We start from the raw sequence: 21,932 nt of genomic DNA, 5'->3' as shown, positions 1-21,932 counted from the left end.
GTGCGCGAAGTCACCCCGGACGGGTGACAAGCGTCGGTTACGATGGTTGCGCCAGAGGGGAGTAGTTCCCACCGGAGTTCGCAGCCGGTGGCGTGGTGATCGACATACTGATCCGCCTTCGAGCGGATCCGGTCCCACACCCGACTTGTACGGGCGAACGAGACCTCCGGCCGGGCTGCAGCACGCCCGGTCGGGGTCTGTTGCGCCTCCGTCCGGGCTCGTATTCGGACGTGGAGGACCTCTTGGCCACCTCATTGCTCGCGTTCATCACCGCGTTCGCGGTGGTGTTCCTCGTCGAGCTCCCCGACAAGACCATGGTCGCGACCCTGGTGCTGACCACGCGCTACCGCGCCTGGCCGGTGTTCACGGGCGTCGTCGCGGCCTTCGCCGCGCAGAGCGTGGTGGCGGCGGCCTTCGGGTCGGCCCTGACGTTGCTGCCGGACCGCGTCGTGTCCGGCGTGGTCGCGGCGCTCTTCGGGGTGGGTGCGTTCCTGCTGTTGCGCGAGGGGTTCTCGCGCGACGACGACTCCGCGGACGAGGCCGGGGCGCGCTCGGACGTGCCGTTCTGGCGGGCGGCCCTGACGTCGTTCGGCGTGCTGTTCGCGGCGGAGTGGGGCGATGCCTCGCAGCTCGCGACCGCCGGGATCACCGCCAGGTACGGGGCGCCGTTGATGGTCGGGCTCGGGGCCTGGCTCGCCCTGGTCTCCGTCGCCGCCCTGGCCGTGCTGGTGGGCCGGAAGCTCGCGGGACGGTTGCCGACGCACTGGATCCAGCGGGTGGCCGGGGTGATCTTCGCGGTGTTCTCGCTGGTGGCGTTGTGGCAGGTGTTCTGATCACCAGACCGGGCGCAGGCCCGGCTGGTCGTCGCCGTGGACGTGCTGCAGGTACGCGGTGAGGCCGGTCTTGATGGTGGCGAGGGTGTCGGGCCCGATCGCCTCGCCCATCTCCTGCTCCAGGTCCGACCACAGGGTGTCCGCGAGCTTGAGGTAGTCGCGGCCCTTGGTGGTCAGCGTGACGTACTGCGCCCGCTTGTCCGTGGGGTGCGGTTCCCTGATGACGTAGCCCCACTCGTCGAGCTCGTTGACGATCTTCGCGGCCGCCTGCTTGGTGACGCCGAGGTGCTGTCCGAGCTCGACTGTGGTGACGCGGTTGTCCTTGAGGAACCGGAAGACGTAGCCGTGCGCCGGGCGCAGCGGTTCGAGGCCGATCTGCTTGAGACGGTCGTGGAACTGGTCGCCGATCGCCCGGTACGACATGGCCAGCAGCATCGTCACCGGTTCCATTTTCGATCCCCTTGTAGACAACCTGGTTGACCTTATTCTATGTTTGGACAACCTGGTTGACTACTTTGGAGGTTGTCTTGCTGGTTACGGGGGATTCCGCCGCTTCCCACTCGTTCGGCGGGTTCGAGTTCAGATCACTGGCCGTGCCGTCGCGCGGCAGCTCCGAGATCGCGCTGTGGACCGTCGACGTGCCGGAAGGAGGCGACGGGACGCCGCACTCCGCCTCGAAGGAGGAGGTGTTCTACGTGCTGTCCGGGTCGGTGACGATCCAGGGGCAGACGGCAGGGCCCGGCGACGTGATCGTGGTGCCCGCCAACACCGAGCTGTCGCTGACCGGCGGACCCGCGCGGGTCCTCGTCGCCACCTCGGTCGGCATCAAGGGCACGCTGGCCGACGGGCAGACGATCACGCCGCCCTGGTCGCTCTAGTTCGCGGGCGAGCCCTCTTCCGGGGGCTCGGCCTCGGTGTCCGGGACCTCCTCGCGGAGCTCTCGGGCGATCTTCTTGGCCTCGTCGATGAGGTGCTGCGACTCGTCGAGGCGTGCTTCGTCCGGTGCGGTCACGGGCATGGGATCGGCGGATTCGGCGATCGCCAAACTCAGGCCAGCAGGCTCCGGACGTGGGCGGCGAGGCGCTGGGCGATCTCGGTGTCCCACTCGTCGTCCGCGGCGGGCTGAGGGGTCTCGCCCGCGACGACGCGTTCGCCGAGCAGGCGCCGCTCGGCGGGCGTGAAGTCGGTGATGGCGCGGCGGAGCAGGGGCAGGGCGTCGTCGAACGCGTCGCCGCGCAGGCCCGTCAGCCACTCGTCGATGAGGCCGAAGAGGCGGGGATCGGCGGCCAGGAGTGTTGCCGAGCCCCGCAGGAAGCCAGCCACGAACGCCGTGGCGACCGATCTGTGCAGGCGGGCTGCCACGTCGTCGCTGGTCAGCTCGCCCGCTTCCCAGAGCAGGCGGGTGGCCCTGCCCGTCGGGAGGCCGTGAGCCTCTGCCTTGACGAGGGCGTGGAGGGCTCGCCACCAGGTCTGCTGGTGGTCGTCGTCGGCCGCGAGGCGGGTGGCCTCGTGGGCGCCGTCGATCGTGGCGAGCGCGTGCTCCGCGGTCTCGTCGTCGACGTTGCGGCAGGCGAGCGGCAGGCCCACCGCGCCTCGGGTGAGGAGGCCGTGCAGGGCCACGCGCAGGAGTTCGGGGTCGGTGCCGCGGACCGAGCCGTAGCGGACCGTCCTGGCCAGGTCCGGGAGAGCTGCGAGGAGTTCCAGGGCGTCGGTGGCCATGGCCGCGCACCGGTCGAGGGCGTTGCGGGACTCGATCACCGCGTTCGGGAGTTCGCAGCCGACCGCCTTGCCGAGGGTGGCCGCGGCGTCGGCCACCCGCTTGGCGTCCTGGGCCGCCTGGGTGAGGACGTTCTCGGCTGCCGTGTGGACGGTGGTGCCGTGGCGGGCGGCCACCGCCACGGACACCGCGAAGATCGGGTCCCAGCGCAGCTGCCACATCTCGGCGAACGTGCCCAGCGAGTTGGAGCGGTCCGGCTTGCCCCACGGGACGCCGAGAACCTCCAGCCGTTGCAGGAGTTTCGAGCGCTCCCGGTCCGTGTCCTTGCGCAGGTCCAGTTTGAGCTGCTTGGGCTGGACGTCCGTGGGGAGGCGGAGTTTTCGTTGCAGGCGTTGGAGATCCGCGGCGAGCGGGGAACGCGGAACCGCCTCGCCGACCTCGCCGAGGCGTTCACCGACGACGAGCTTGCGGTGCACGAGCTGGAGCAGGACCTCGTCGCCGCCGCAGAGGACCGCCAGCGCCGCCTCGTTCACCTCGCTGAGGCCCGCGGACGGACGTTCCCGCAGTGCCGCAAGGGTTTCAGCCAGACGAACGGCTTCCACGGCGCTCGCGGTCGACGCCGGGAGGTCTTCTTCGCGCAGGACGGCAGCGGCCTTCGCGAACCAGCGCGGGACCACGTCGGCCTGGTGCTGCCAGAGGTGCGCGTACCAGCCGGGTGAGTCGACGCCGGCGCCGTAGCCCGATTCCGCCGCCAGCTGGCCGTGGCTCCACGGGACCCAGGTGCCGGAGATCTTGCGGCGGCGCAGTCCCTTGAGCAGTGCGGTGTCGGCGGCGACCGTCGGTTTGGCGAGCAACGCCGGGACGTGCCAGGCACCGCAGACCACCGCGATCGGGCCGTCGGTTTCCTTGCGCGCCTTGCGGATCGTCTGGCGCATGAACGCCTCTCGCCGCAGCGTTCGTTCGCCCACCTCCGACTCGAACTCGGTGCGCACGGCCACCATGGCTTCGGCGATGGCGCCGGCGAGGTCGATCGGATCACTGGCGCTGTGCTCGACGACGTCCTCCCACCAGCGTTCCGGGTCGTCGAAGCCGGCGGCCTCGGCGAGCAGGCCGATGGGGTCGACGTTGCCGCTGGGGCCGTCGTCACCGATCGAGGCCGCCGCCGGGAGGTCGAAGAAACGTGCTGTGACGCCGTTTTCGGCGGCGTACCGGAGGGCCTGCCATTCCGGGGAGAACTCGGCGAACGGCCAGAAGGCGGCGTTCTCCGGCTCCGCCTCGTCGTGCAGCAGGATCGCGACCGGCGGGGTGAGGGCGTGGACGTGGTCGAGGAGGGCGTCGGCCTCCGGCGGCCCCTCGATCAGGACGAGTTCCGGCCGGATCTGCTCGAGCGCTCGCTTGACCATCCGGGCGGAGCCGGGGCCGTGGTGCCGGATGCCGAGCAGAACCGGCTCAGTCACCGCTGACGTCCAGGCAGGCCCGGTAGAGGTCGCGCCACTCGGCGCGCTCCTTCAGCACCGTCTCCAGGTACTCCTGCCACACGGTCGCGTCGGACACCCGGTCCTTGATGATCGATCCGATGAGCCCCGACGCCAGCTCGTCCGCGCCCAGCGTGCCGTCGCCGAAGTGGCCCGCGAGCGCCATGCCGCCCGCGATGACCGAGATCGCCTCCGCCGTGGACAGGCTGCCGCTCGGCTTCTTCAGCTGCGTGCGACCGTCCACAGTGGAACCGTTGCGCAGCTCGCGGAAGATCCGCACGACCCGGCGCACCTCGTCCAGCGCGGGCGGCTCTGCGGGCAGCTGGAGCGCCTTGCCGAGCTGCTGCGCCCGTGTCACGACGATCTCGACCTCCGCGTCCTCGGTCGCGGGCGGCGGCAGCACGACGGTGTTGAACCGCCGCGCGAGCGCCGACGACATCTGGTTGACGCCGCGGTCGCGGTCGTTGGCCGTGGCGATGACCGTGAAGCCCGGAACCGCCTGGACCTGGGTGTTCAGCTCGGGGACCGGCAGCGACTTCTCGCTCAGGATGGTGATGAACGAGTCCTGCACCTCGGACGGCATGCGGGTCAGCTCCTCGACCCGGACGACAGCGCCCTGCTGCATGGCCCTGAGCACCGGGCTCGGCACGAGTGCCCGCTCGCTCGGGCCTTCCGCGATCAGCCGGGCGTAGTTCCAGCCGTAGCGGACCTGGTCCTCGCTCGTGCCGGCCGTGCCCTGGACGACGAGCGTGGAGTCGCCGCTGATGGCCGCGGCGAGGTGTTCGGACAGCCACGACTTCGCGGTGCCGGGGACACCGACGAGCAGCAGCGCGCGGTCGGTGACCAGCGTGCCCACGGCGACTTCCACGAGCCTGCGCGCACCGACGTACTTCGGCGTGATCACCGTGCCGTCGGGCAGCGTGCCGCCGAGGACGTAGGTGACGACGGCCTGCGGGGACAGGTTCCAGTTGGGCGGCCGCTGACGGTCGTCCTGGGCCGCGACGGCTGCCAGCTCGGCGGCGTACTGCTGTTCGGCCGTCGGCCTGAGCACGGCGGTCACTGGGCCTCCTGGATGCGTTGCCTTGGTTCGGAAGTCTGCCCGGTCATCGGGGGACGTCGGCAGGTGGGGCGAACGACTCGCGCAGCCGGATGCGCAGCCGCAGCACCTCCAGCTCCAGCGAGTTCTCCGGCCAGCGGCGCGTCAACCCCTCCCAGTTGGCGCCGAGCAGGTCGGCGTCACCGCGCGCCAGCAGCACGGCCGGCGGACGCCCCGACCGCCACCGCGGGTCGGGCAGCGCCGCGTACCGGTGCAGGAGGGCTCGGGTGGTTTCGGCCGACCACGGCGCCGGAAGCTGCGCACAGGCGTGGTCGAGCAGGTCGTAGTGCCAGTTCACGGACACGGCGACGACCGCCTGCTCGGCCACGCTCGCGGGCAGCGCGGCCAGCATCTCGAGCTGTTCCATGCCGGTGAGCGTCTCGGCGGCGGCCACGGCCCACGGCCGGGGATCGGTGGCGGCGGCGAGCTGGTCGGCGATGCCCCGCAGGAGCGCACCGGCCCAGGGACCGCGGCGGAGGACCTTCGCGGCACCCCTGTCGTCGGTCTGCAGCCGCGTGGTCCAGTAGCTCGGCGGAACGCTGGCCGCCGCGCCCCGGATGCGACCGGCCACACCCCTCTCGGTGCCGTCGTGCATGAGGTCGCGCTGCTCGTCGACGTCGGCCTGGGTGGTCCAGAGCTCGTCGGTCTGGACGTCGAACCCGTCGTCGGTGAGCCACAGCCCCCGGCCGAGGCGGTCGGCCGCTCTCGCCGCGAGGGCTGACGCCGGAAGCTTGCGGAGCAGGCGCAGCGCCTCGTCGTGGACGGCGGCGGCCCGGTCGTCCAGCGCCGCTTCGAGAAGCTCCTCGTCGGCGGGGCTCAGCGCCGTTTCCAGGGCGCTGATCAGGACCTGGCGGTCGGCGGAGCGCCGGGAGCTCTCGAACTCCGCGGCGATGAAGGCCTTCGTCGCCTCCGGTTCGGACCTGCGCTTGCGGCGCAGCGCCCGGACCCGTTGCGCGCTGGGGAGGTCGAGGACCTCCTCGAGCGGAATCTCGTCGACCACAGGCGCGGCACCCGACGCCCAGGCCCACCCCTCGCGGGTGTTCGCGAGCCAGCGGCCGCGGGTGCCGAGGACCTCGATGACGGCGGCGCGGAGGCCGGGGCGGGCGGTGCCGAGGGCGAGCAGGGCGGGGAGCACGCGGTGGTCGGCCACCACGTTGTTGGCCTTGGCGAGCGCGCACCACTCGGTGAGGAGGACCTCGTCGTCGACGCTCATGATCGCTTCCAGCACCGCTCGCGCGGCCGGGCGCGGGAGGTTCGCTGGTTCCGGCGGGGCCTGCGGAAGCGGCTCGGCGGTGACCTCCCGCGGCAGGGTCGCGCCGAACGCGGCCACGCCCAGGGCGGCGCAGTCGGCGAGCAGGGCGTCCGGGGAGCCGCCGCCTCGGGTCGTGCCGATGAGGAGGTCCTGGACGGTCTTGGACCACTCGGCCTTCACGCCGCCACCTCCCCGAGGCCGCAAGGCCGGTGCGGCGGTGGATGAACGGCCTGTCGGCGAACGGGGCGCTCAGCGGGCCGTGGCGGCGTTGGCGTCACGAGACCACCTCCAGGGTGCCGTCGACCGCCACCGCGCCCAGGCGGAGAGCGTGGCCGTCCCACAGGCCCCACGCGTCGAACGGGGCGCCGCCCGTCAGCGCCAGGGCCATGTCCAGGCCGCCGTCGTCGCGCACCGGGAGGCCGTGACCGGAGGTGTCGGCGAGCACCGTGCCGTGGAGGCGGACCGAGGCGCAGCCGAGCGGGACCAGGCGCAGCCACGGGTCGGCCATCAGCATCGGTTCCAGGGTGGCGAGGGAGGCGCGCCACGTCGGCGGGGCCGGGACCGGGTCCGGGGTGCGGGAGCCCTCCAGCTCGCCCAGGGCCACCCGGTCCGAGCCCGGATAGGGGTGGACCAGGGCCGAGGACTCCTGGCCGTGCGGCAGCAGCGGGACCGGGGCGCCCACGGCGGAGTGGCGGATGGCCACGACCCAGCGGCCGGTCTGGCGGCCCCAGCACCACTGGCGGACCGTGCGGACGCGGCCGTCGTCGGTTTCCAGGCGCAGCAGGGCCACCCAGCGGTCGGTGATGCCGGGAGAGGCCTTGACGGTCTCCTCCGGGATCGTCACGCCCAGCCTGGAGCGCGGCTGCACGTGGCAGAGCAGGTGGAGTCCGCCCAGGCGGTCGGCCACGTCGGAGGTCCACCGGGGGCCGGAACGGGCGACGATCTCCTGGATCTCGGCGACGGCGGCGGCGACGCCGGGGACCTGGGCGTCGATCATGCGGGCCGTGAAGGCCTGCCACCACGAGGCAGGGCGGCCGGGCAGCGAGGCCACGCCGGCGGAGGCCACGTCCAGCAGCCAGTCGCGGAGGCCCTCGATGCCCGACGACATCGCCGCCGCTCTGCGATCCGCCGTCTTCTCGCGGGCGCGGGCCCGGCGTGCCACGGCTTCCGGCGACGAGTCGAGCTCGCGGGTGGCGCGGCGAGCCGTCCACTCCTCCACCCAGGCGGGCGGCAGCGCGTCCGGGATGTCGAGCTCCTGCAGGCCCACCGCGTGTTTGCACGGGAAGCGGCGGGACGGGCACGTGCACTTCGCGGAGCCGGCCGCCAGGTCGACGCACACGCGGTACGGGGTGGAGCCCGACCCCGTGTAGACGCCCCACAGCACCGGCAGGGCCTTGCCCAGGCCCTGCCAGCGCGTCGGAACGGCTCTTGTCCTCACGTCGACCAAAGTAGCGAGGACCCCTGACAGAAAATCAGGCCGGACCGCGACGGGCCCAGGTCCACGCGTACGCCGGGTCCTCACAGGCCTCCGCGGCCTCGCCGAGCTCCAGCGGGCGGAACGTGTCGACCATGACCGCGGTCTCGTCGAAGTAGTCCACGCCGAGCGACGCCTCGACGGCACCCGGCTGCGGGCCGTGCGTGCAGCCGGAGGGGTGCAACGACATCGAGCCGATGCCGATGCCGGAGCCCTTGCGGGCCTCGTAGTTGCCGCCCACGTAGAACATCAGCTCGTCCGAGTCGACGTTCGCGTGGTTGTACGGCACGGGCACGGCCAGCGGGTGGTAGTCGACCTTGCGCGGGCAGAACGAGCACACCACGAAGTTCGGGCCCTCGAAGGTCTGGTGCACGGGCGGCGGCTGGTGCACGCGGCCGGTGATCGGCTCGAAGTCGCGGATGTTGAACGCCCACGGGTACAGGCACCCGTCCCAGCCGACCACGTCGAACGGGTGGTTGGCGTAGGTGAAGCGGGTCAGCCCGGCGCGGTGCCGCACGAGCACGTCGACGTCCTCGCCGTCGACCAGCAACGGCTCGGAAGGCCCGCGGATGTCCCGCTCGCAGTACGGCGAGTGCTCCAGGAACTGCCCCTTCGCGGACAGGTAGCGGCGAGGCGGCCCGATGTGCCCCGTCGCCTCCAGCACGAGCAACGACATCGGCGACGAAGGCACCACGCGGTACGTGCACGAGGTCGGGATCACGACGTAGTCGCCGTCGCCGACGGTAAGAGCCCCGTAGATCGTCTCGATCACGCCGGAACCGGCCTGCACGTACAGCAGCTCGTCACCGAAAGCGTTGCGGTACAACGGCGACGGAGCGTTGGCCACGACGAAACCGATGGTCACGTCCGGGTTCCCGAACAGCTTGCGCCGTCCGGTCACCGCGTCGACCTCGTCGGAAGCCCAGGTCAGATCGGTCGTCTTGAAGTGCCGCGGCTTCAGCGGCAGGTTCGGCGCGACGGATCCGCGCTCGTCCTTCACCGTCTCCGCGTTCACGATCGCCGTGGGCAGGTACCGGTGGTAGAGCAGGGCCGAATCGGCCGAGAACCCCTCGACTCCCATCAGCTCTTCCGCGTAGAGCCCACCGTCCGGTTTGCGGAACTGGGTGTGGCGCTTTCGGGGGATCTCCCCGACCTGGCGGTAGTAGGCCATGACGTGTCTCCGGGCGTTCGACTATCGGACATCTTTGTTCAGTTGGCGGTACACGGCTAGCGTGTCAGCCGTGTCAAGCGCTGTCGAACTCCGTGCGCCCGGTCCGCGCGGTACTCCGCCCCTGCTCGCGAGGCTTGTGGACGATGCCGCGCTCTTCCCTCCGGGGAACGCGTCGATGCCCGACGCGGTGCGTGGCCACCTGGACGGACGAGTCGGCGAGTGGTCCGGTGTCATGGGCCTCTTCCTGTGCCCGGCGTCCAGACTCGCCGAGCTGATCACCGAACTGATCAAGGTCAAGCCGCCGAAGCCGATCGCGCTGAGTCTCGTGATCGACACAGGTCTCGGCGGGGTGCCGAAAGCCGTGTCCATCGTCGAGAGCAGAAGCGAGCTCCTGGCGCTGCGCATGGTCGAGATGCCCGCACCGTCCGATGTGGACGAGGTGTGGCTAGAGCGCGTGTCGGAGTTCGTGCCGGAGGACGTCATCCGCGTCGTGGAGCCCCGTCGCGGCGGCTCCGAGTGGCTCGACGGCGTCCGCAGGGTCATCGAGCACGGCAGCTGGCCCAAGCTCCGCTGCGGTGGCCTGAGCCAGGAGAACTTCCCCAGCGTCGACGAGGTCGCGGACTTCCTGTCCGTCGTCAGCGGTGGCGGCGTCGCGTTCAAGGCGACCGCGGGCCTGCACAAGGCCGTCCGCCACACCGACGAGCAGGGCTTCACCCACCACGGCTTCCTGAACCTCCTCGTCGCCACGGCACGCTCCCTCAGCGGCCGTGACGTCCGCGAGGCGCTCGCGAGCACCGACGCCGAGGCGCTCACCGCCGAGGCCAAGGCGCTCAGCGACCAGGCCGCGCACGCCGTCCGCGGCGTCTTCGCGAGCTACGGCTCGTGCTCCCTCGCCGAACCGATCGCCGACCTCGAGGAGCTTGGACTGCTGTGAGCTGGATCAGCGACCCGAACTTCACCGAAGACCAGCCGTTCGGATCGCAGACCCTCCCCTACGGCGTCGTCGACGGGGGCGTGGCCGTCCGCGTCGGCGACCAGGCGTTGCTCCTGAAGAGCCTCGCGCTGGGCAAGTGCAGCGAGCTCGTCCAGGGCGACTCGCTGGACCCGCTGCTGAAGGCGGGCCGGCCGGCCTGGAGCGCGCTGCGCGCCAAGCTCAAGGAGATCGTCACGGCGACCTCCGCACCGAAGGGTGCCGAGCTCACGGGCATCGAGTCCGCGAAGCTGCCTTTCACCGTCGGCGACTACGTGGACTTCTACTCGAGCAGGCACCACGCGGAGAACGTCGGCCGGATGTTCCGCCCGGACGGCGACCCGCTCACCCCGAACTGGACGCACCTGCCGATCGGCTACCACGGCCGCGCGGGCACGGTGTACGTCTCCGGCACGGACATCGTCCGCCCGAACGGCCAGAAGCGCGGCAGCGAGGGCCCGAAGTTCGGCCCCTCCGAGCGGCTCGACATCGAGGCGGAGGTCGGGTTCGTCTGCGGCGGCCCGCCCGCGGCCAACGTGTCCACGAGCAGGGCAGCCGAGCACGTCTTCGGCGTCGCGCTGGTCAACGACTGGTCCGCGCGCGACATCCAGGCGTGGGAGTACCAGCCGCTCGGCCCGTTCCTCGCCAAGTCGTTCGCCACGTCGATCAGCGCGTGGATCACCCCGCTCGAAGCGTTCTCAGTTGCACGCGTCCCGACGCCGCCGCTGCCGAACAAACTGCACGACTACCTGACCACCGACCAGCCGTGGGGCCTGGACATCACGATCACGGTCGAGCTGAACGACACGATCGTCGCGCGGCCTCCGTTCCGCGAGATGTCGTGGTCATTTGTGCAACAGCTGGCGCACATGACGGTGAACGGGGCTACCGTGCGCCCAGGTGATCTGTTCGCTTCCGGCACGGTCTCCGGACCGGAGAAGGACGAGCGCGGCTCGTTCCTCGAACTCAGCTGGGGCGGCAAGGAACCGTTCAAGCTCGACGACGGCTCCACGAGGTCCTTCCTGGAGGACGGCGACACGGTCAGGCTGACCGCGACGGCTCCCGGTGAAGGCGGCTCGGTGGTGGGTCTAGCCGAGGTGGTGGGCACAGTTCGGAGTGCGTGATGGTCGGAGCGACGAAGGAGAGCTCGCTGACCCTGGAACGGGGTCTGGCGCTGCTCCAGGCGGTCGCTGAGGCGGAGTCCGAGGCCCCGTCGATCTCGGAGCTCGCCACGGCCATCGGCGCGTCCAGGGCCGCCGTGTACCGGCTCCTCGTCCCCCTCCAGGCGCGCGGTCTCGTGCGCAGGGAGGGGTCGAAGGTCCGGCTCGGCCTGGGCGTGCTGAGACTCGCCTCCAACGTCCTCCCCCAGCTCCGGATGGCGGCGAACCCGGCTCTGCGCGAGCTCGCGGAGAAGGTCGGCGCCACCGCGCACCTGACCGTCGCGGACGGCAGCGAGGCCCAGGCCGTCGCCGTCGTCGAACCGTCGTGGACCGCTTTCCACGTGGCGTACCGGGTGGGTTCCCGCCACCCGGTGCACCGCGGGGCGGCGGGCAAGGCGATCTCGCAGCCCGTGGAGAGCTGGGTGGTCTCCGCCGGCGAGCTGCAGCCCAACGCGTACGGCGTCGCGGCACCCGTCCGCGGCGTTCCCGGCCTCCGCGCCTCCGTGGGCGTCGTGGCGCTGGAGAGGCTTGACGCGGACATCGTCGGCCCACACGTCGTGCGTGCGGCCGAAGAAGTGGCGGCAGCGCTCAAATGACGGAAGAGCGGTTGAGGCGCTGGCGGTTGCTGCTCGGCCCGAGCGCGGAAGACGTGGCTCAGCTGGGCGATGACGACCAACGGCGTGATGGCGCGCTCACGGGGCTCTACGGCGGCGGCAGCGAACGCGGTGCCGGTCTCGGCGCCAGCTCCCCGCAGCTGCACCGGTGGCTCGGCGACGTCCGCAAGTACTTCCCCACCTCGGTCGTCCAGGTGATGCAACGGGACGCGGTCGAGAAGCTCGGTCTCAAGCAACTCCTGCTCGAACCCGAACTGCTGCAGTCGGTCGAGCCGGACGTGAACCTCGTCGGCACCCTGCTGCAACTCTCCCGCGCCATCCCCGCCCGCACCCGCGACACCGCGAAAGCCGTGGTGCGCAAGGTGGTCGAGGACATCGAGAAGCGCCTGAAGGACCGGCTCGTCGAGGCCGTCCGCGGTGCCGTCGACCGCTCACGGCGCACGCACCGGCCGCAGCTGCAGGACGTCGACTGGGCCACCACGATCAAGGCCAACCTCAAGAACTACCAGCCGCAGCACAAGACCGTCGTCGTCGAGGACCTGATCGGGCACCTCAGGCGCAGCCGGACCGCGGCGATGCGCGACGTGATCCTGCTCGTCGACCAGTCCGGTTCGATGGCGGACTCGTTGGTGCACGCGGCGGTTCTCGGTTCGGCGCTCGCGAGCATCCGCTCGATCTCGACCAGGCTCGTCGTGTTCGACACCGAGGTCGCGGACCTGACCGACCAGCTCAGCGACCCGGTCGACCTGCTCTTCAGCGCCCAGCTCGGCGGCGGCACGGACATCAACCGCGCGGTCGCCTACGCGCAGACGCAGGTCCGCAGGCCCACCGACACGGTCATCGCGATCATCAGCGACCTCTACGAGGGCGGGTCGGAGGCCGAGCTGCAGCGCCGCGTCCGCGAGCTGGTCGCGAGCGGCGTCACGGTCGTGAACCTGTTGGCGCTCAGCGACTCCGGCACGCCCGCCTACGACCACGAGCTCGCGGCGAAGCTGTCCGCCCTCGGCGCACCCGCGTTCGCCTGCACGCCGGACAAGTTCCCCGAACTGATGGCGGCGGCGCTGCGCAAGGACGACCTCACGCAGTGGGCGGAGTCCGAGGGCATCGCCACGGGCCGTTAGCGCTCCACGACCCGTCCACGCGTGAGGAACGCGAGCCCGCGCGTCATCGCCACGACGCGCCCGCGCTCGTCCGGTCCCGCGATCCACACCCGGCCGGTGTGCCGGATCAGCACGCGCGCCCTCTCCGGCAGCTCGGGCAGCCGCAGGTTGTTCTCCGAGCCGTCGACCCTCAGGTACGCCTGGCGCCCGATCCGCCGGCCGGGCACGAAGCTCACCGACACCGGCCGCCACGGGAACCGCTCGATCAGCTGCAGGGTGCCGCGGCGCGTGAAGAAGTGCCGCAGTCCCGGCGCGGCCAGCTCCAGCACCACCGGCACGGACAGCACGGTGAGCCACAGCCAGCCGATCATGAGCACGACGCCGAACACGGCGACGGCGAAGAAGATGTGCCCGACAGCGCGACGATCCGCCCGCACCAGGCAGGTGTCGCTCCAGTTCTGGATGATCATCTCTGCACACGCGCCGGGATGAGCTGCGGCACCCCGCGGAACGTGACCACCGTGTTCCCTGCCGAGTCCGGCGGCACGAACCACACACGGCGATGCCGCGCGATCCGGCCGCGGAGAAGAGGACCGACGCGCAACGTCAGCAAAAGCGGCGGCGAAGACAGCACGACCAGACGCCCTCCTTCCCACTGCACATGGGCGAAATGCCACGGTTCACCTTCCGGTAAACGCACCGGACGGCGACGCGTCACCACCCACAGCACGGCCGCGGCGAAGAACAGCAGCACCAGCGCCACCGGTGAGGACCACGACCACACGAGTACCAGCACGAACTGGAGGGCGAAGGCCGCACCGGCCAGAACGGTCCACATCAGGGCGCGACGGCTCGCCCGGTCGACACAGTGCCGGGTCCACCGATCGTCGAGCGCCGTCACCTCGGTGGACGGCTTGTTGGGCACGACCACCTGTCCACCGTACAGGTGACACTTCCGTCAGCTGATGTTGTGAACGTGAGCTCACAGTGTTCAGGCAGTCGTCGCCTTGCGGCGGCTGCGTTGGCCCGCACCGGTGATCCGGGCCTTTCCATGGCGATACCGCTACCCACATCGTGAGACCGAAACCGGTTCCATCGAGCGTGTTGACCCAACCGGTCTTGTCGCAGCCTGCGCCGCAACTCGGCTATGCCGACACGGGCGATCCGGCAGGCCAGGCGCCGGGCTGCGCAGCATCCCGATCGCGTTGAGATCGTCCAGCACCGACGTGCGGAAGCCGTGGACGAGGCGGGTGATGAGCTTGTGGAGGCCCGTCCCGACGCGCGTTCGCGACCTGGGCGTGCAGCGCGCAATACGAATCTGGGTCTTGCGCCACCGGTTCGATGGAGTCCGGCCCGGTACGCCCGGCGGCCTGCGGTTGCAGAGTGCTTGGGCCAGATCCCGCGTCGCCCCAGCTCCTCGATTCCACCAACTTCGCCACGGACACTTCCTCGCCGAGATTCAGTCCACCGATCCAAAACGCCGGAATACCAGAACTTCAAGGGAAGATCACTTAACTCGCAGCCAAATGGCCAGTAACTGCCCGAACCGTGCAAAAGGTGAGCTAAATACCATTTGAGTGCACCCAAATCCTCAGTCCACCAGAGCGTCGGCATCGAGACCGTACGCGCGCAGTGCCACTGCGGTGGCAGCTTCGACGTCTCGGGCCAGAAAAGCTTCTCGCAAAGCTTCTTTGGATTGTTGGCCGAGTTGGGCATAATCGGGCACACGAATCTTCTTGAGATACTGCGACTGGAACCGAAGCGTGTTGCCACGCATGCGGATCGAGTACGCCTCGACGAAGGCTTGCGCCACCCGCGACAGCAGGATTCCGCCGAGTACCTGCATGTCCCAATGCGAGGACACAATGTAGTACAGGTTGTGATGAGGGTAGCAACCTTCGTTCTCCAGGACAGGATTGAGCGAGATCTGCATGTCCTGAACAAGTAGCTTCGCACTCGAAAGAAGGTCGTGATTTACTTTGTCGACAGTGCGGTGCCAGTTCTGCGGGTTGACTTTCGCAGTATAGCGCTTGGCAAGGCGGGAGCGATGCCCAGCAAGGTAATTGGCGAGACCAGGATAGCTAGCAAGGTCAACCAGAACACCGCTCCGACTCCATGGATTGACCAAGTACCTCCTGCCCCACACGAAGTCACCGGATCTCGTGTCTCGCGCCATCGCGAGGCGCAGCAAGCGATCGCTTTCTATTCCATCCAATGCTGGGTCATCCTCGTTCAGGATATAGACGTTGTCCGCCCCCGTCGTGATTCCTATGCCAACCCGAGTACCTGTTTCAAGATTGTGCAGTGGAGCGAAGTTGTCATTGAGATACTTGACCAGGGATACGCGAGCAGGACTGCCAATTGGCCACATCTCATCGCCGGGAAACCACTGCGGAAGTCGAAATGCGCGGTATCCGCATCCCACTGTCGTCCTGTCGTTGGACTGGAGTGTCCAAGCCGTCAGCTCGTGCGCCGAAGGCTCAGCGAACCGTCTATTAGTCTCAGCCACGACCGCCGAGCGTTGCGCTCCACGACTCAAGACCGTAATAGCCGGGTATGCCGCAACGGGTGTCTCAAAAACATCGACATTACGCACACTCAACACGGCATCGACACTGTAGCTTTGAGCGACGAATTCCCTCAGCGCCGTACCGTACTGGTTACGCATCCAGCGATCGGGGCAGATGAAAGCCAGCCGCCCACCAGGTTTGAGCGACCGCAGAGCACACTCGTAGAAGCCGACGTACACGTCTACCCTTCCCGACATCGTCGGCCATCGCGATCTATACGCTCTACAAAGACCTTCGTCAATATCATCGAACCGAATATAAGGAGGGTTTCCCACGATCACGTCGAAGTCGGGTCGCACGCCTTCGGCGATCAAATCAGAATTAGCCTGGGCCGACAACAGGTAGTCACCGTGACAGACCCAACTCTGGGCCAGCACATTCGCCGTGCTATAAGACACCCCGAATCTCAACAGCACGGCAATCACCGCTTCCCGGCACCGCTCGACGTTGGATAGCTGCACGTCGCAAGCCTGGACCAACAGAATTGCGCGGTCATCGATGACGTGTCCGCGGGCAACCGCACTTGCCATCAACCGCTCCACCGCCGGGACCAGGAACGCACCCTGCCCACACGCCGGCTCCATCAACCGCAACTCGGTAAGATCTCGATCAACGGTATATCCAGCGAGGTCAAGCATCACTTCAGCGACCCATCGCCGAGTGAAAACTTCCCCGTACTCTATCTGAGCGGCTGACCGAATGGCCGTTATCACCGGCTTCTTCGCAGCGGGCAGACTTACCGAATGCGCCACGTAGCTCTGCACGGTCATGCTCCTCACTTGAATGGGGCAGATGACATGAGGCCATCTCGTCGCGGAGAGATTCGTCCGCGGCAGAATCCATGAGAGCACACAGCACCGACAGGAAGTTCCGCCCAACATCTCAGTAGAAGATCAACCTCAGGAGGACGCAAAAGAGTTTCACAAATGCCTATGGCACAAAAAGGAAGCCATAGCCAACATGCAAACTAACACCGATCACACAAAAACTCACCCACCGTCACTGGCTCGCGGTCGACGGTCGCGCCAACACGGCTGGACCCGAGCTCGCAGAAGTTCACCCGATTGCGCAAGCTGTGGCAGCAGAACCCACCGGACGATCAGTCACACATGCTGCGAACCAAGGTCAGGCGAAGAGTGAGGCTTGATCACCCTGCCCGAGAATGAGGTCGCCATTCACCCCGGCCTTGTACCCGAGCCCGGCAGAAAATTTCCGGACAGCGAGCCGGAAGTTTCTATGACCAACTTCATCCGCGACATCACGATAGCTGAATTGCCGTTTTCGAGGATCAGCAGTGATCATTATCCACACTGCCTGGTAGAGGTCCTCCCGGACAAGCTCTCGACCCATGATCGCCAAGCGTTCGACATAAGAGATTCCGCCAGGCTCGCGCGGTGTGAATAGGGAACGCTGAGGGTAGTGAGAGTTTGTGCGACGGGAACTCGCTTCGTGGATCGACGGCTCGTCCTCGGTCACGAAGACATACGCCAGCCAAGGTTGCGTGGGTCCCAGCAATTTGTTTTTGCAGGCATACCGGACATCGATGGCGTTTCCGATCGCTTCTTCAGCACGGTTGTTTGCGTTGTTTCCAAGGCTTCCCACCTGACTCTTCAGCTCGACGAGACCCACGATGTGGTCGCCGTGAATGACTGCGAGGTCCCAGCTCTTAGTGGGACGGAACCAGCCGGGAAGTACCCTCTTGGCAGTGCTGGTGAAGATCATACTTGCAGGAAAACCAGCAGCTACGAACTCCCCGAGAAGGAGGTCTTGCAGAGCGTTTAGATGTCTCCCGCCCGTCACTGAGTCCCTGGTGCCGCCTTGCGTGCGCTTGGCGTCCTGTTGCTGCTTGTCCTTCTGCGCCCAGAACGCGAGCAACGCGCGCTCCACCGGATCGTGCGGTGACGCCTCCACCTCAGCGCCCCGTCTTGGTGCAGCGCTTCTTTTCGGCTGCGACTGCCGCCATCACGACATTCACCCTGCCTACGATCTCGGCGGCGAACGTCGCCGCGCAGGCATTCGCCATCGGTTCGTCGTAGGAAACTCCCCCGTCAGGATCCCGCTTGGTGGTCAGGAACCAGCCACCTTGGTAGACCTTGTGGTTGAAGAACCGCTGAATCATGGTTTGGTAGCGCTGGCTGTAGGTCAGGCCTTCAAAAACCCGGTCCGGTGGGAACAACGTTCTCGCTGGACGCAGTGGCCGCTCGGTTTCTGTGGACTCCTGCAGGATGAAGACATAACCGAGCCATGCCGACATCTGCCCGAAAGGCTCGAACTCCTGCTGGGCAGCGTGAACATCGGTCGCCGACCCGAGAGCTTCCTCGAAGCGGTTGTTGTAATTCTTTCCCACGCTGCCGACTTGAGACTTGAACTCTATGGCAGCGACAAGGTTTCCCTCGTAGATCACTACGAGATCCCACTGCTTGGCGACCCGGTAGTGACCAGGCAACGTCGGTGTACCGACGTAGATCGACGATTCAGGCACACCTGCTTCGACGAAGAGCTGCTTCACCACACGTTCGAAGCCGCCGATGTGACCGCCGGCCCGCGCTGCTCCGCCTGCGGCACCTCCGTCGGGGAGACGAGCCGTCTGCTCGTCTCGTTTGAACCAGAACTCCTCCACGGCCGCTTGGATCTGGTCACCACTGATCGTTGCCACGTACGCCCCCCACCTCGATCCGGGCGGCTTACTCTAGATCATCAGGGGTGAGCTTGTAAGCCGTCAAAGCAGCAACGGTCGCTGCTTCCACGTCGCGGGCGCGGAACGCGATCTTGAGGGCCTCCTTCGTCTCATCGCCGACGTCATCGGGGTTGGGTACCCGGATCTTCTTCAAGTACTGCGATTGGAAACGCAACGTGTTTCCTCGCATGCGAACGCTGTAAGCCTCGATGAAGGCTTGTGCCAATCGCGACAGGAGCAGACCGCCAAGGACCTCCAGGTCCCACTTCTCGGAGACCACGAAGTACAGGTTGTGGTGCGGATAGCAGCCTTGGTTTTCCAGAACAGGATTGATGGAGGTCCTCATGTCCTGGATCAACAGCTTCTGCTGGTGGATGAGGCTGTGGTTGACCTTGTCGATCGTGCGATGCCAACTACTCGGATTCGCTTTGGCCGTGTGACGCTTCACCAGTTGATCTCGGTGCTTCTCGAAGTAACCAGCCAGGCCTGAATACTTGTCCAGATCGACCAATGTGCCATCCGGAGCCCATGGATTCACCAGGTATCTGCCGCCCCACTGGAAGGTTCCTGAGCGGGTGTCTGACACCATGGCCAATCGCAGCAGCCGATCCTGTTCAACGGCGGCAGCGTCCGAGTCGCCTTCCTTGACCACATAGACCTTGTCTGCACCGGTGGCAACACCGATCCCAACGCGCGTACCTGTGTGCGGGTCGTGCAGTGGACCGAAGTTGTCGTTGAGGTGTTCGATCAGCGCAACACGAGCCGGGCTTCCTGATGGCCACATCTCATCACCAGAGAACCAATGCGGAAGCCGGAATGCCCGGTAGCCGACGCCCTCAGCCGCAGTCTCACTGCCGGCGGTCCAGGTCGCCAGTTCACGAGCCGAAGCGGCAGTGAACTGGCTGGTGGCCTCCGCTACGACCGCCCGGCCTTGTTCCCGCCGACTCAACACCGTGACTGCGGGGTATGCGGAGACTGCGGACTCGAAGGCGTCGACGTCGTGCATTGTCCAAACGACATCGACGCTGTAGTCACGAGCGACGAGCTGGCGAAGGGAGGCTCCGTACTGGTTACGCATCCACCTGTCCGCGCAAATGAATGCGAGTCGACCACCAGGCTTGAGAGATCGCAGCGCCCTCTCGTAGAAGCCGACGTAGATGTCGGCCCGGCCCGACATCGTCGGCCACCGCGACCGGTACTGCGCGCTGACCTCGTCGTCCATCTCTTCGATCCGGATGTATGGAGGGTTGCCGATCACCACGTCGACATCGGGCTGGACACCGGGATTGATCAAGTCTGCACCGGCCTGAGCCGACAGGAGGTAGTCAGAAGCTCGGACCCAGTGCCGTGCCAACACGACAGAGACCTCTCGACTCACCCCTCGGTCTTGTAGGAGTGCGAAGATCGCTTCGCGACAATGAGCCACGTGCTGCGGCTGAAGATCAAAAGCAGCGATCGCGGTCTTCAGTCCCTCATCGACGGAGCGTCCAGTGGCAGCGATGCTGGCGAGCAATCGCTCGACTGCCGGCAACAGGAACGCACCCGCTCCGCAGGCAGGCTCCACCAAACGCAGCTCTGCGAGATCGCGATCGCTGGTGTAGCCAGCGAGATCCAGCATCACTTCCACGACCCATCGACGAGTGAAAACCTCGCCGTACTCGACAGGGCTGGGCGCAGGTGTTCTGACCAGTGTCACGCGCTGCACTGTACGGCGCGCTGGCCAAGCCGCAATCTGCGCGACGCGCTGTCGCCAGCACGACATTCCCTGATCGAGCCAGTGATCAACAGACGCTCATGAGGCACCAGTCAGCGGATCGCCGAAGATCCTTACGGCTGATCTGTACCTCCGTCTCGTTTGGGAGGCGATCGTGGAAGTATCGGTCACGTGAACTCCGCGGGCTCTGCCAATGGGCCGCGCAGCGAGCGCTGATCTCACGGAACGCGCGAGCGCGTTCTCACGCAGTGCGGACAGCTCGATCGCGCGAGCCGCGTAGCGACGCGCCGTGACAGGATCACCGCTGTCCAGGTTCTATGACCAGATCCGTCACCACCTCGGCCGCCTTGATCGGATCGCGCCAGGTGACCATTCCAGGTAAGGCCGAATCAAGTTCATCTGTTCGTACTGCCCATGCTCTAGGTCAAATAGGCAGTTCCAGGTGTGCCCGCTTACCTATGTGGTGACACTTCCCTTCCCGAGCGAAGCTAAGTTAGGCTTGCCTAACCTTCGAGGAGGTGGAGCGGTGACCGACACCCAGACCAAGCGCCCACCGGCGCCGCACGCCGCCGAGCGCGCCAGGACGATCACCGCTCGCGGTGGTCACGCCGCACTGCTTCCTCAGGCTGGTTCCCGCACCAGCCCGCTGTTCCACCACGTGCACCCGTGCGGGACGACGATCTTGCTGCTGCCGGATGAACATCCGCTGGTCGGGCAGCTGTGGCAGACGCCGCGGGCCGAGGTGACGGCGATGCTGGAGATCGCCGACCAGGCTCCGGTGCCGTTGCGCGAGCCCGTCCGCGGCCTGCTGTGGCTCACCGGGTGGGTCGCCGCGCTGGAGGGTCAGGAGGCGCGGGACGAGATCCTCGCGGTCGCCGACGTGCGGCCGGACCACCGGCTGCTGGACGCGGGCCACGGCGCTTCCGTGCTGAGGCTCACACCCGCGTCGATGGTGATCGCGGACGCCGAGGGCACGTCGTCGATCCGGCCGGAGCAGTTCGCGAGCGCGACGCCGGACCCGTTCTGCCGCAACGAGGACCACTGGCTGCGGCACCTGGAGGCCGCGCACCGCGACGTCGTCGGCCAGCTCGCCCGGCACCTGCCGGAGGAACTGCAGGGCGGCCACGTGCGGCCGCTCGGGCTCGACCGGTTCGGGTTGCGGCTGCGCGTCGAGGCCGAGTGCGACGATCACGACGTGCGGATCGCGTTCTCCAAGCCGGTCAGCACTGCGCAGGAGCTCGCCGCCGAGCTGCGACGACTGATGGGCTGCCCGTTCCTGTCCCAGAGGTAGCCTCGCGCGGGTGACCTTGATTCCCGCCGACGAGAAGCGCGGTTACCAGCTCGAACTGCTGATCGTCTTCAGCATGACGCTCGGGTTGTCCGGCCTGCGCAGCCTCGTGCGGCTGATCGACAGCCTGCTGCAGCCGACGCCGCTCAACCAGCAGTCGGTGGCGATCAACGTCCCGCAGGCGCGCGCCGACCTGCTGGACCTCGTGGCTCAGCTGCTCGGCGTGCTGCAGCTCGCCGCGTGGGGCGGCATCGGCCTGTACCTGTTGTGGCGCACCGGGATCAAGCTCCGGGTGATCGGCCTCGGCGGGACGCGCAAGCTCGCGGACGCGCTGGGCGCGCTGGGGCTGGCCGCGATCATCGGCATTCCTGGTCTCGCGTTCTACTTCGCCGCGTGGGCGCTCGGGCTGAACCTCGCCGTGCAGCCGTCCACTTTGGACAACGCGTGGTGGATGAACGTGGCACTGATCCTCGCGGCCGCCGGCAACGCGTGGGCGGAGGAGGTGCTCGTCATCGGGTACCTGATCACGCGGCTGCAGCAGCTGGGGTGGCGGCAGTACACGTCGCTGGTCGCCGCGGCTGTGCTGCGCGGGTCGTACCACCTCTACCAGGGCTTCGGCGGGTTCGTCGGCAACCTGATCATGGGCTTGGTGTTCGGGTTCTACTGGCAGCGGACCAAGCGGTTGTGGCCGTTGGTGATCGCTCACACGATCCTCGACGTCGTCGCGTTCATCGGTTACACAATGTTGCGCGGCAAAGTGAGCTGGTTGCCTTAATGATTCGAGGGTAGTGTCCGCTATTCCACACCATTTGTTGCGATTT

At 67.6% G+C, this 21,932-nt stretch carries 21 protein-coding genes; 8 read left to right on the top strand and 13 right to left on the bottom strand.

The features are described 5' to 3' along the window. Positions 1-254 precede the first annotated feature (254 nt). A complete protein-coding gene (locus IEZ09_RS06145) occupies positions 255-833 on the top strand; it encodes a TMEM165/GDT1 family protein (protein ID WP_189252692.1) in 579 nt (192 codons plus the stop codon). On the opposite strand, the gene IEZ09_RS06140 is transcribed toward IEZ09_RS06145, so the two are convergent. Continuing rightward, complete coding sequence (locus tag IEZ09_RS06140; RefSeq protein ID WP_189252691.1) at positions 834-1,268, bottom strand: MarR family winged helix-turn-helix transcriptional regulator; 435 nt, start codon at positions 1,266-1,268, stop codon at positions 834-836. Between the two features lie 92 nt (positions 1,269-1,360). Here IEZ09_RS06140 and IEZ09_RS06135 point away from each other — a divergent pair, with 92 nt between their 5' ends. Then, positions 1,361-1,711, top strand: a complete 351-nt coding sequence (locus IEZ09_RS06135) for a cupin domain-containing protein (RefSeq protein WP_189252556.1) — start codon at positions 1,361-1,363, stop codon at positions 1,709-1,711. On the opposite strand, the gene IEZ09_RS06130 is transcribed toward IEZ09_RS06135, so the two are convergent. The 6 genes from IEZ09_RS06130 to IEZ09_RS06105 all read right to left on the bottom strand — a co-directional run bounded on the left by IEZ09_RS06130 (position 1,708) and on the right by IEZ09_RS06105 (position 9,018). Then, positions 1,708-1,845, bottom strand: a complete 138-nt coding sequence (locus IEZ09_RS06130; protein WP_189252555.1) for a hypothetical protein — start codon at positions 1,843-1,845, stop codon at positions 1,708-1,710. The genes IEZ09_RS06135 and IEZ09_RS06130 overlap by 4 nt on opposite strands. Positions 1,846-1,880: 35 nt before the next feature. After that, positions 1,881-4,007, bottom strand: a complete 2,127-nt coding sequence (locus tag IEZ09_RS06125; protein ID WP_229812278.1) for a DUF5682 family protein — start codon at positions 4,005-4,007, stop codon at positions 1,881-1,883. Next, positions 4,000-5,085 (bottom strand): ATP-binding protein, encoded by a 1,086-nt coding sequence (locus IEZ09_RS06120; protein WP_229812277.1) that lies wholly within the window; start codon positions 5,083-5,085, stop codon positions 4,000-4,002. The genes IEZ09_RS06125 and IEZ09_RS06120 overlap by 8 nt, the downstream gene beginning before the upstream one ends. A gap of 43 nt (positions 5,086-5,128) precedes the next feature. Continuing rightward, on the bottom strand, positions 5,129-6,553 hold the full coding sequence (locus IEZ09_RS06115; protein WP_189252554.1) for a DUF5691 domain-containing protein: 1,425 nt from the start codon (positions 6,551-6,553) through the stop codon (positions 5,129-5,131). A gap of 94 nt (positions 6,554-6,647) precedes the next feature. Further along, entirely contained in the window at positions 6,648-7,811 is a 1,164-nt protein-coding gene (locus IEZ09_RS06110; RefSeq protein ID WP_189252553.1) for an SWIM zinc finger family protein, read from the bottom strand. A 34-nt stretch (positions 7,812-7,845) separates the two neighbouring features. Continuing rightward, positions 7,846-9,018, bottom strand: coding sequence for a homogentisate 1,2-dioxygenase (locus IEZ09_RS06105; RefSeq protein WP_189252552.1), 1,173 nt, complete (start codon positions 9,016-9,018; stop codon positions 7,846-7,848). A gap of 70 nt (positions 9,019-9,088) precedes the next feature. Between IEZ09_RS06105 and IEZ09_RS06100 the strand changes: the two genes are divergently transcribed. The 4 genes from IEZ09_RS06100 to IEZ09_RS06085 are packed head-to-tail and all read left to right on the top strand — an operon-like array spanning position 9,089 to position 12,883. After that, positions 9,089-9,952 carry a hypothetical protein gene (locus tag IEZ09_RS06100; protein WP_268247600.1) on the top strand — a complete coding sequence of 288 codons (864 nt, stop codon included), beginning with the start codon at positions 9,089-9,091 and terminating at the stop codon, positions 9,950-9,952. Beyond that, positions 9,949-11,112: a fumarylacetoacetate hydrolase family protein gene (locus IEZ09_RS06095; RefSeq protein WP_189252551.1), complete on the top strand. Its 1,164-nt coding sequence runs from the start codon at positions 9,949-9,951 to the stop codon at positions 11,110-11,112. The genes IEZ09_RS06100 and IEZ09_RS06095 overlap by 4 nt, the downstream gene beginning before the upstream one ends. After that, positions 11,112-11,744: an IclR family transcriptional regulator gene (locus IEZ09_RS06090; protein WP_189252550.1), complete on the top strand. Its 633-nt coding sequence runs from the start codon at positions 11,112-11,114 to the stop codon at positions 11,742-11,744. The genes IEZ09_RS06095 and IEZ09_RS06090 overlap by 1 nt, the downstream gene beginning before the upstream one ends. Further along, positions 11,741-12,883 (top strand): VWA domain-containing protein, encoded by a 1,143-nt coding sequence (locus tag IEZ09_RS06085; RefSeq protein WP_189252549.1) that lies wholly within the window; start codon positions 11,741-11,743, stop codon positions 12,881-12,883. Before IEZ09_RS06090 ends, IEZ09_RS06085 begins: the two co-directional genes overlap by 4 nt. Here IEZ09_RS06085 and IEZ09_RS06080 read toward each other — a convergent pair. The 6 genes from IEZ09_RS06080 to IEZ09_RS06055 form a co-directional block, all read right to left on the bottom strand. Continuing rightward, positions 12,880-13,332, bottom strand: coding sequence for a hypothetical protein (locus tag IEZ09_RS06080; protein WP_189252548.1), 453 nt, complete (start codon positions 13,330-13,332; stop codon positions 12,880-12,882). The genes IEZ09_RS06085 and IEZ09_RS06080 overlap by 4 nt on opposite strands. Then, the gene (locus IEZ09_RS06075) at positions 13,329-13,793 is read right to left on the bottom strand and encodes a hypothetical protein (protein ID WP_229812276.1); all 465 of its coding nucleotides are present in this window, start codon (positions 13,791-13,793) and stop codon (positions 13,329-13,331) included. The genes IEZ09_RS06080 and IEZ09_RS06075 overlap by 4 nt, the downstream gene beginning before the upstream one ends. Positions 13,794-14,453: 660 nt before the next feature. Further along, positions 14,454-16,196, bottom strand: coding sequence for an Eco57I restriction-modification methylase domain-containing protein (locus IEZ09_RS06070; RefSeq protein WP_229812275.1), 1,743 nt, complete (start codon positions 16,194-16,196; stop codon positions 14,454-14,456). A gap of 361 nt (positions 16,197-16,557) precedes the next feature. Then, positions 16,558-17,343 carry a PaeR7I family type II restriction endonuclease gene (locus IEZ09_RS06065; RefSeq protein ID WP_189252546.1) on the bottom strand — a complete coding sequence of 262 codons (786 nt, stop codon included), beginning with the start codon at positions 17,341-17,343 and terminating at the stop codon, positions 16,558-16,560. Position 17,344: 1 nt separating this feature from the next. Beyond that, positions 17,345-18,088, bottom strand: coding sequence for a PaeR7I family type II restriction endonuclease (locus IEZ09_RS06060; protein WP_189252545.1), 744 nt, complete (start codon positions 18,086-18,088; stop codon positions 17,345-17,347). A 28-nt stretch (positions 18,089-18,116) separates the two neighbouring features. Next, positions 18,117-19,805 carry an Eco57I restriction-modification methylase domain-containing protein gene (locus IEZ09_RS06055; protein WP_229812274.1) on the bottom strand — a complete coding sequence of 563 codons (1,689 nt, stop codon included), beginning with the start codon at positions 19,803-19,805 and terminating at the stop codon, positions 18,117-18,119. 544 nt (positions 19,806-20,349) lie between these two features. Between IEZ09_RS06055 and IEZ09_RS06050 the strand changes: the two genes are divergently transcribed. Together IEZ09_RS06050 and IEZ09_RS06045 are read left to right on the top strand one after the other, a co-directional pair. Next, positions 20,350-21,114 (top strand): DUF2470 domain-containing protein, encoded by a 765-nt coding sequence (locus tag IEZ09_RS06050; protein ID WP_189252543.1) that lies wholly within the window; start codon positions 20,350-20,352, stop codon positions 21,112-21,114. Positions 21,115-21,187: 73 nt separating this feature from the next. After that, on the top strand, positions 21,188-21,886 hold the full coding sequence (locus IEZ09_RS06045; RefSeq protein ID WP_189252687.1) for a CPBP family intramembrane glutamic endopeptidase: 699 nt from the start codon (positions 21,188-21,190) through the stop codon (positions 21,884-21,886). The last annotated feature ends 46 nt before the right edge of the window (positions 21,887-21,932 follow it).

It is taken from the genome of Lentzea flava (assembly GCF_014648475.1).
Classification (GTDB): Bacteria; Actinomycetota; Actinomycetes; order Mycobacteriales; family Pseudonocardiaceae; genus Lentzea; species Lentzea flava.
Note: the sequence above shows the minus strand (reverse complement) of the source record. Positions and strands in the feature narration are given on the sequence as shown.

Excerpts from the sequence above, each read along its gene's own strand:
- IEZ09_RS06140 (WP_189252691.1), bottom strand. The coding sequence starts at position 1,268 with ATGCTGCTGGCCATGTCGTACCGGGCGATCGGCGACCAGTTCCACGAC.
- IEZ09_RS06105 (WP_189252552.1), bottom strand. The coding sequence starts at position 9,018 with ATGGCCTACTACCGCCAGGTCGGGGAGATCCCCCGAAAGCGCCACACC.
- IEZ09_RS06090 (WP_189252550.1), top strand. The coding sequence starts at position 11,112 with ATGGTCGGAGCGACGAAGGAGAGCTCGCTGACCCTGGAACGGGGTCTG.
- IEZ09_RS06085 (WP_189252549.1), top strand. The coding sequence starts at position 11,741 with ATGACGGAAGAGCGGTTGAGGCGCTGGCGGTTGCTGCTCGGCCCGAGC.
- IEZ09_RS06080 (WP_189252548.1), bottom strand. The coding sequence starts at position 13,332 with ATGATCATCCAGAACTGGAGCGACACCTGCCTGGTGCGGGCGGATCGT.
- IEZ09_RS06045 (WP_189252687.1), top strand. The coding sequence starts at position 21,188 with ATGACGCTCGGGTTGTCCGGCCTGCGCAGCCTCGTGCGGCTGATCGAC.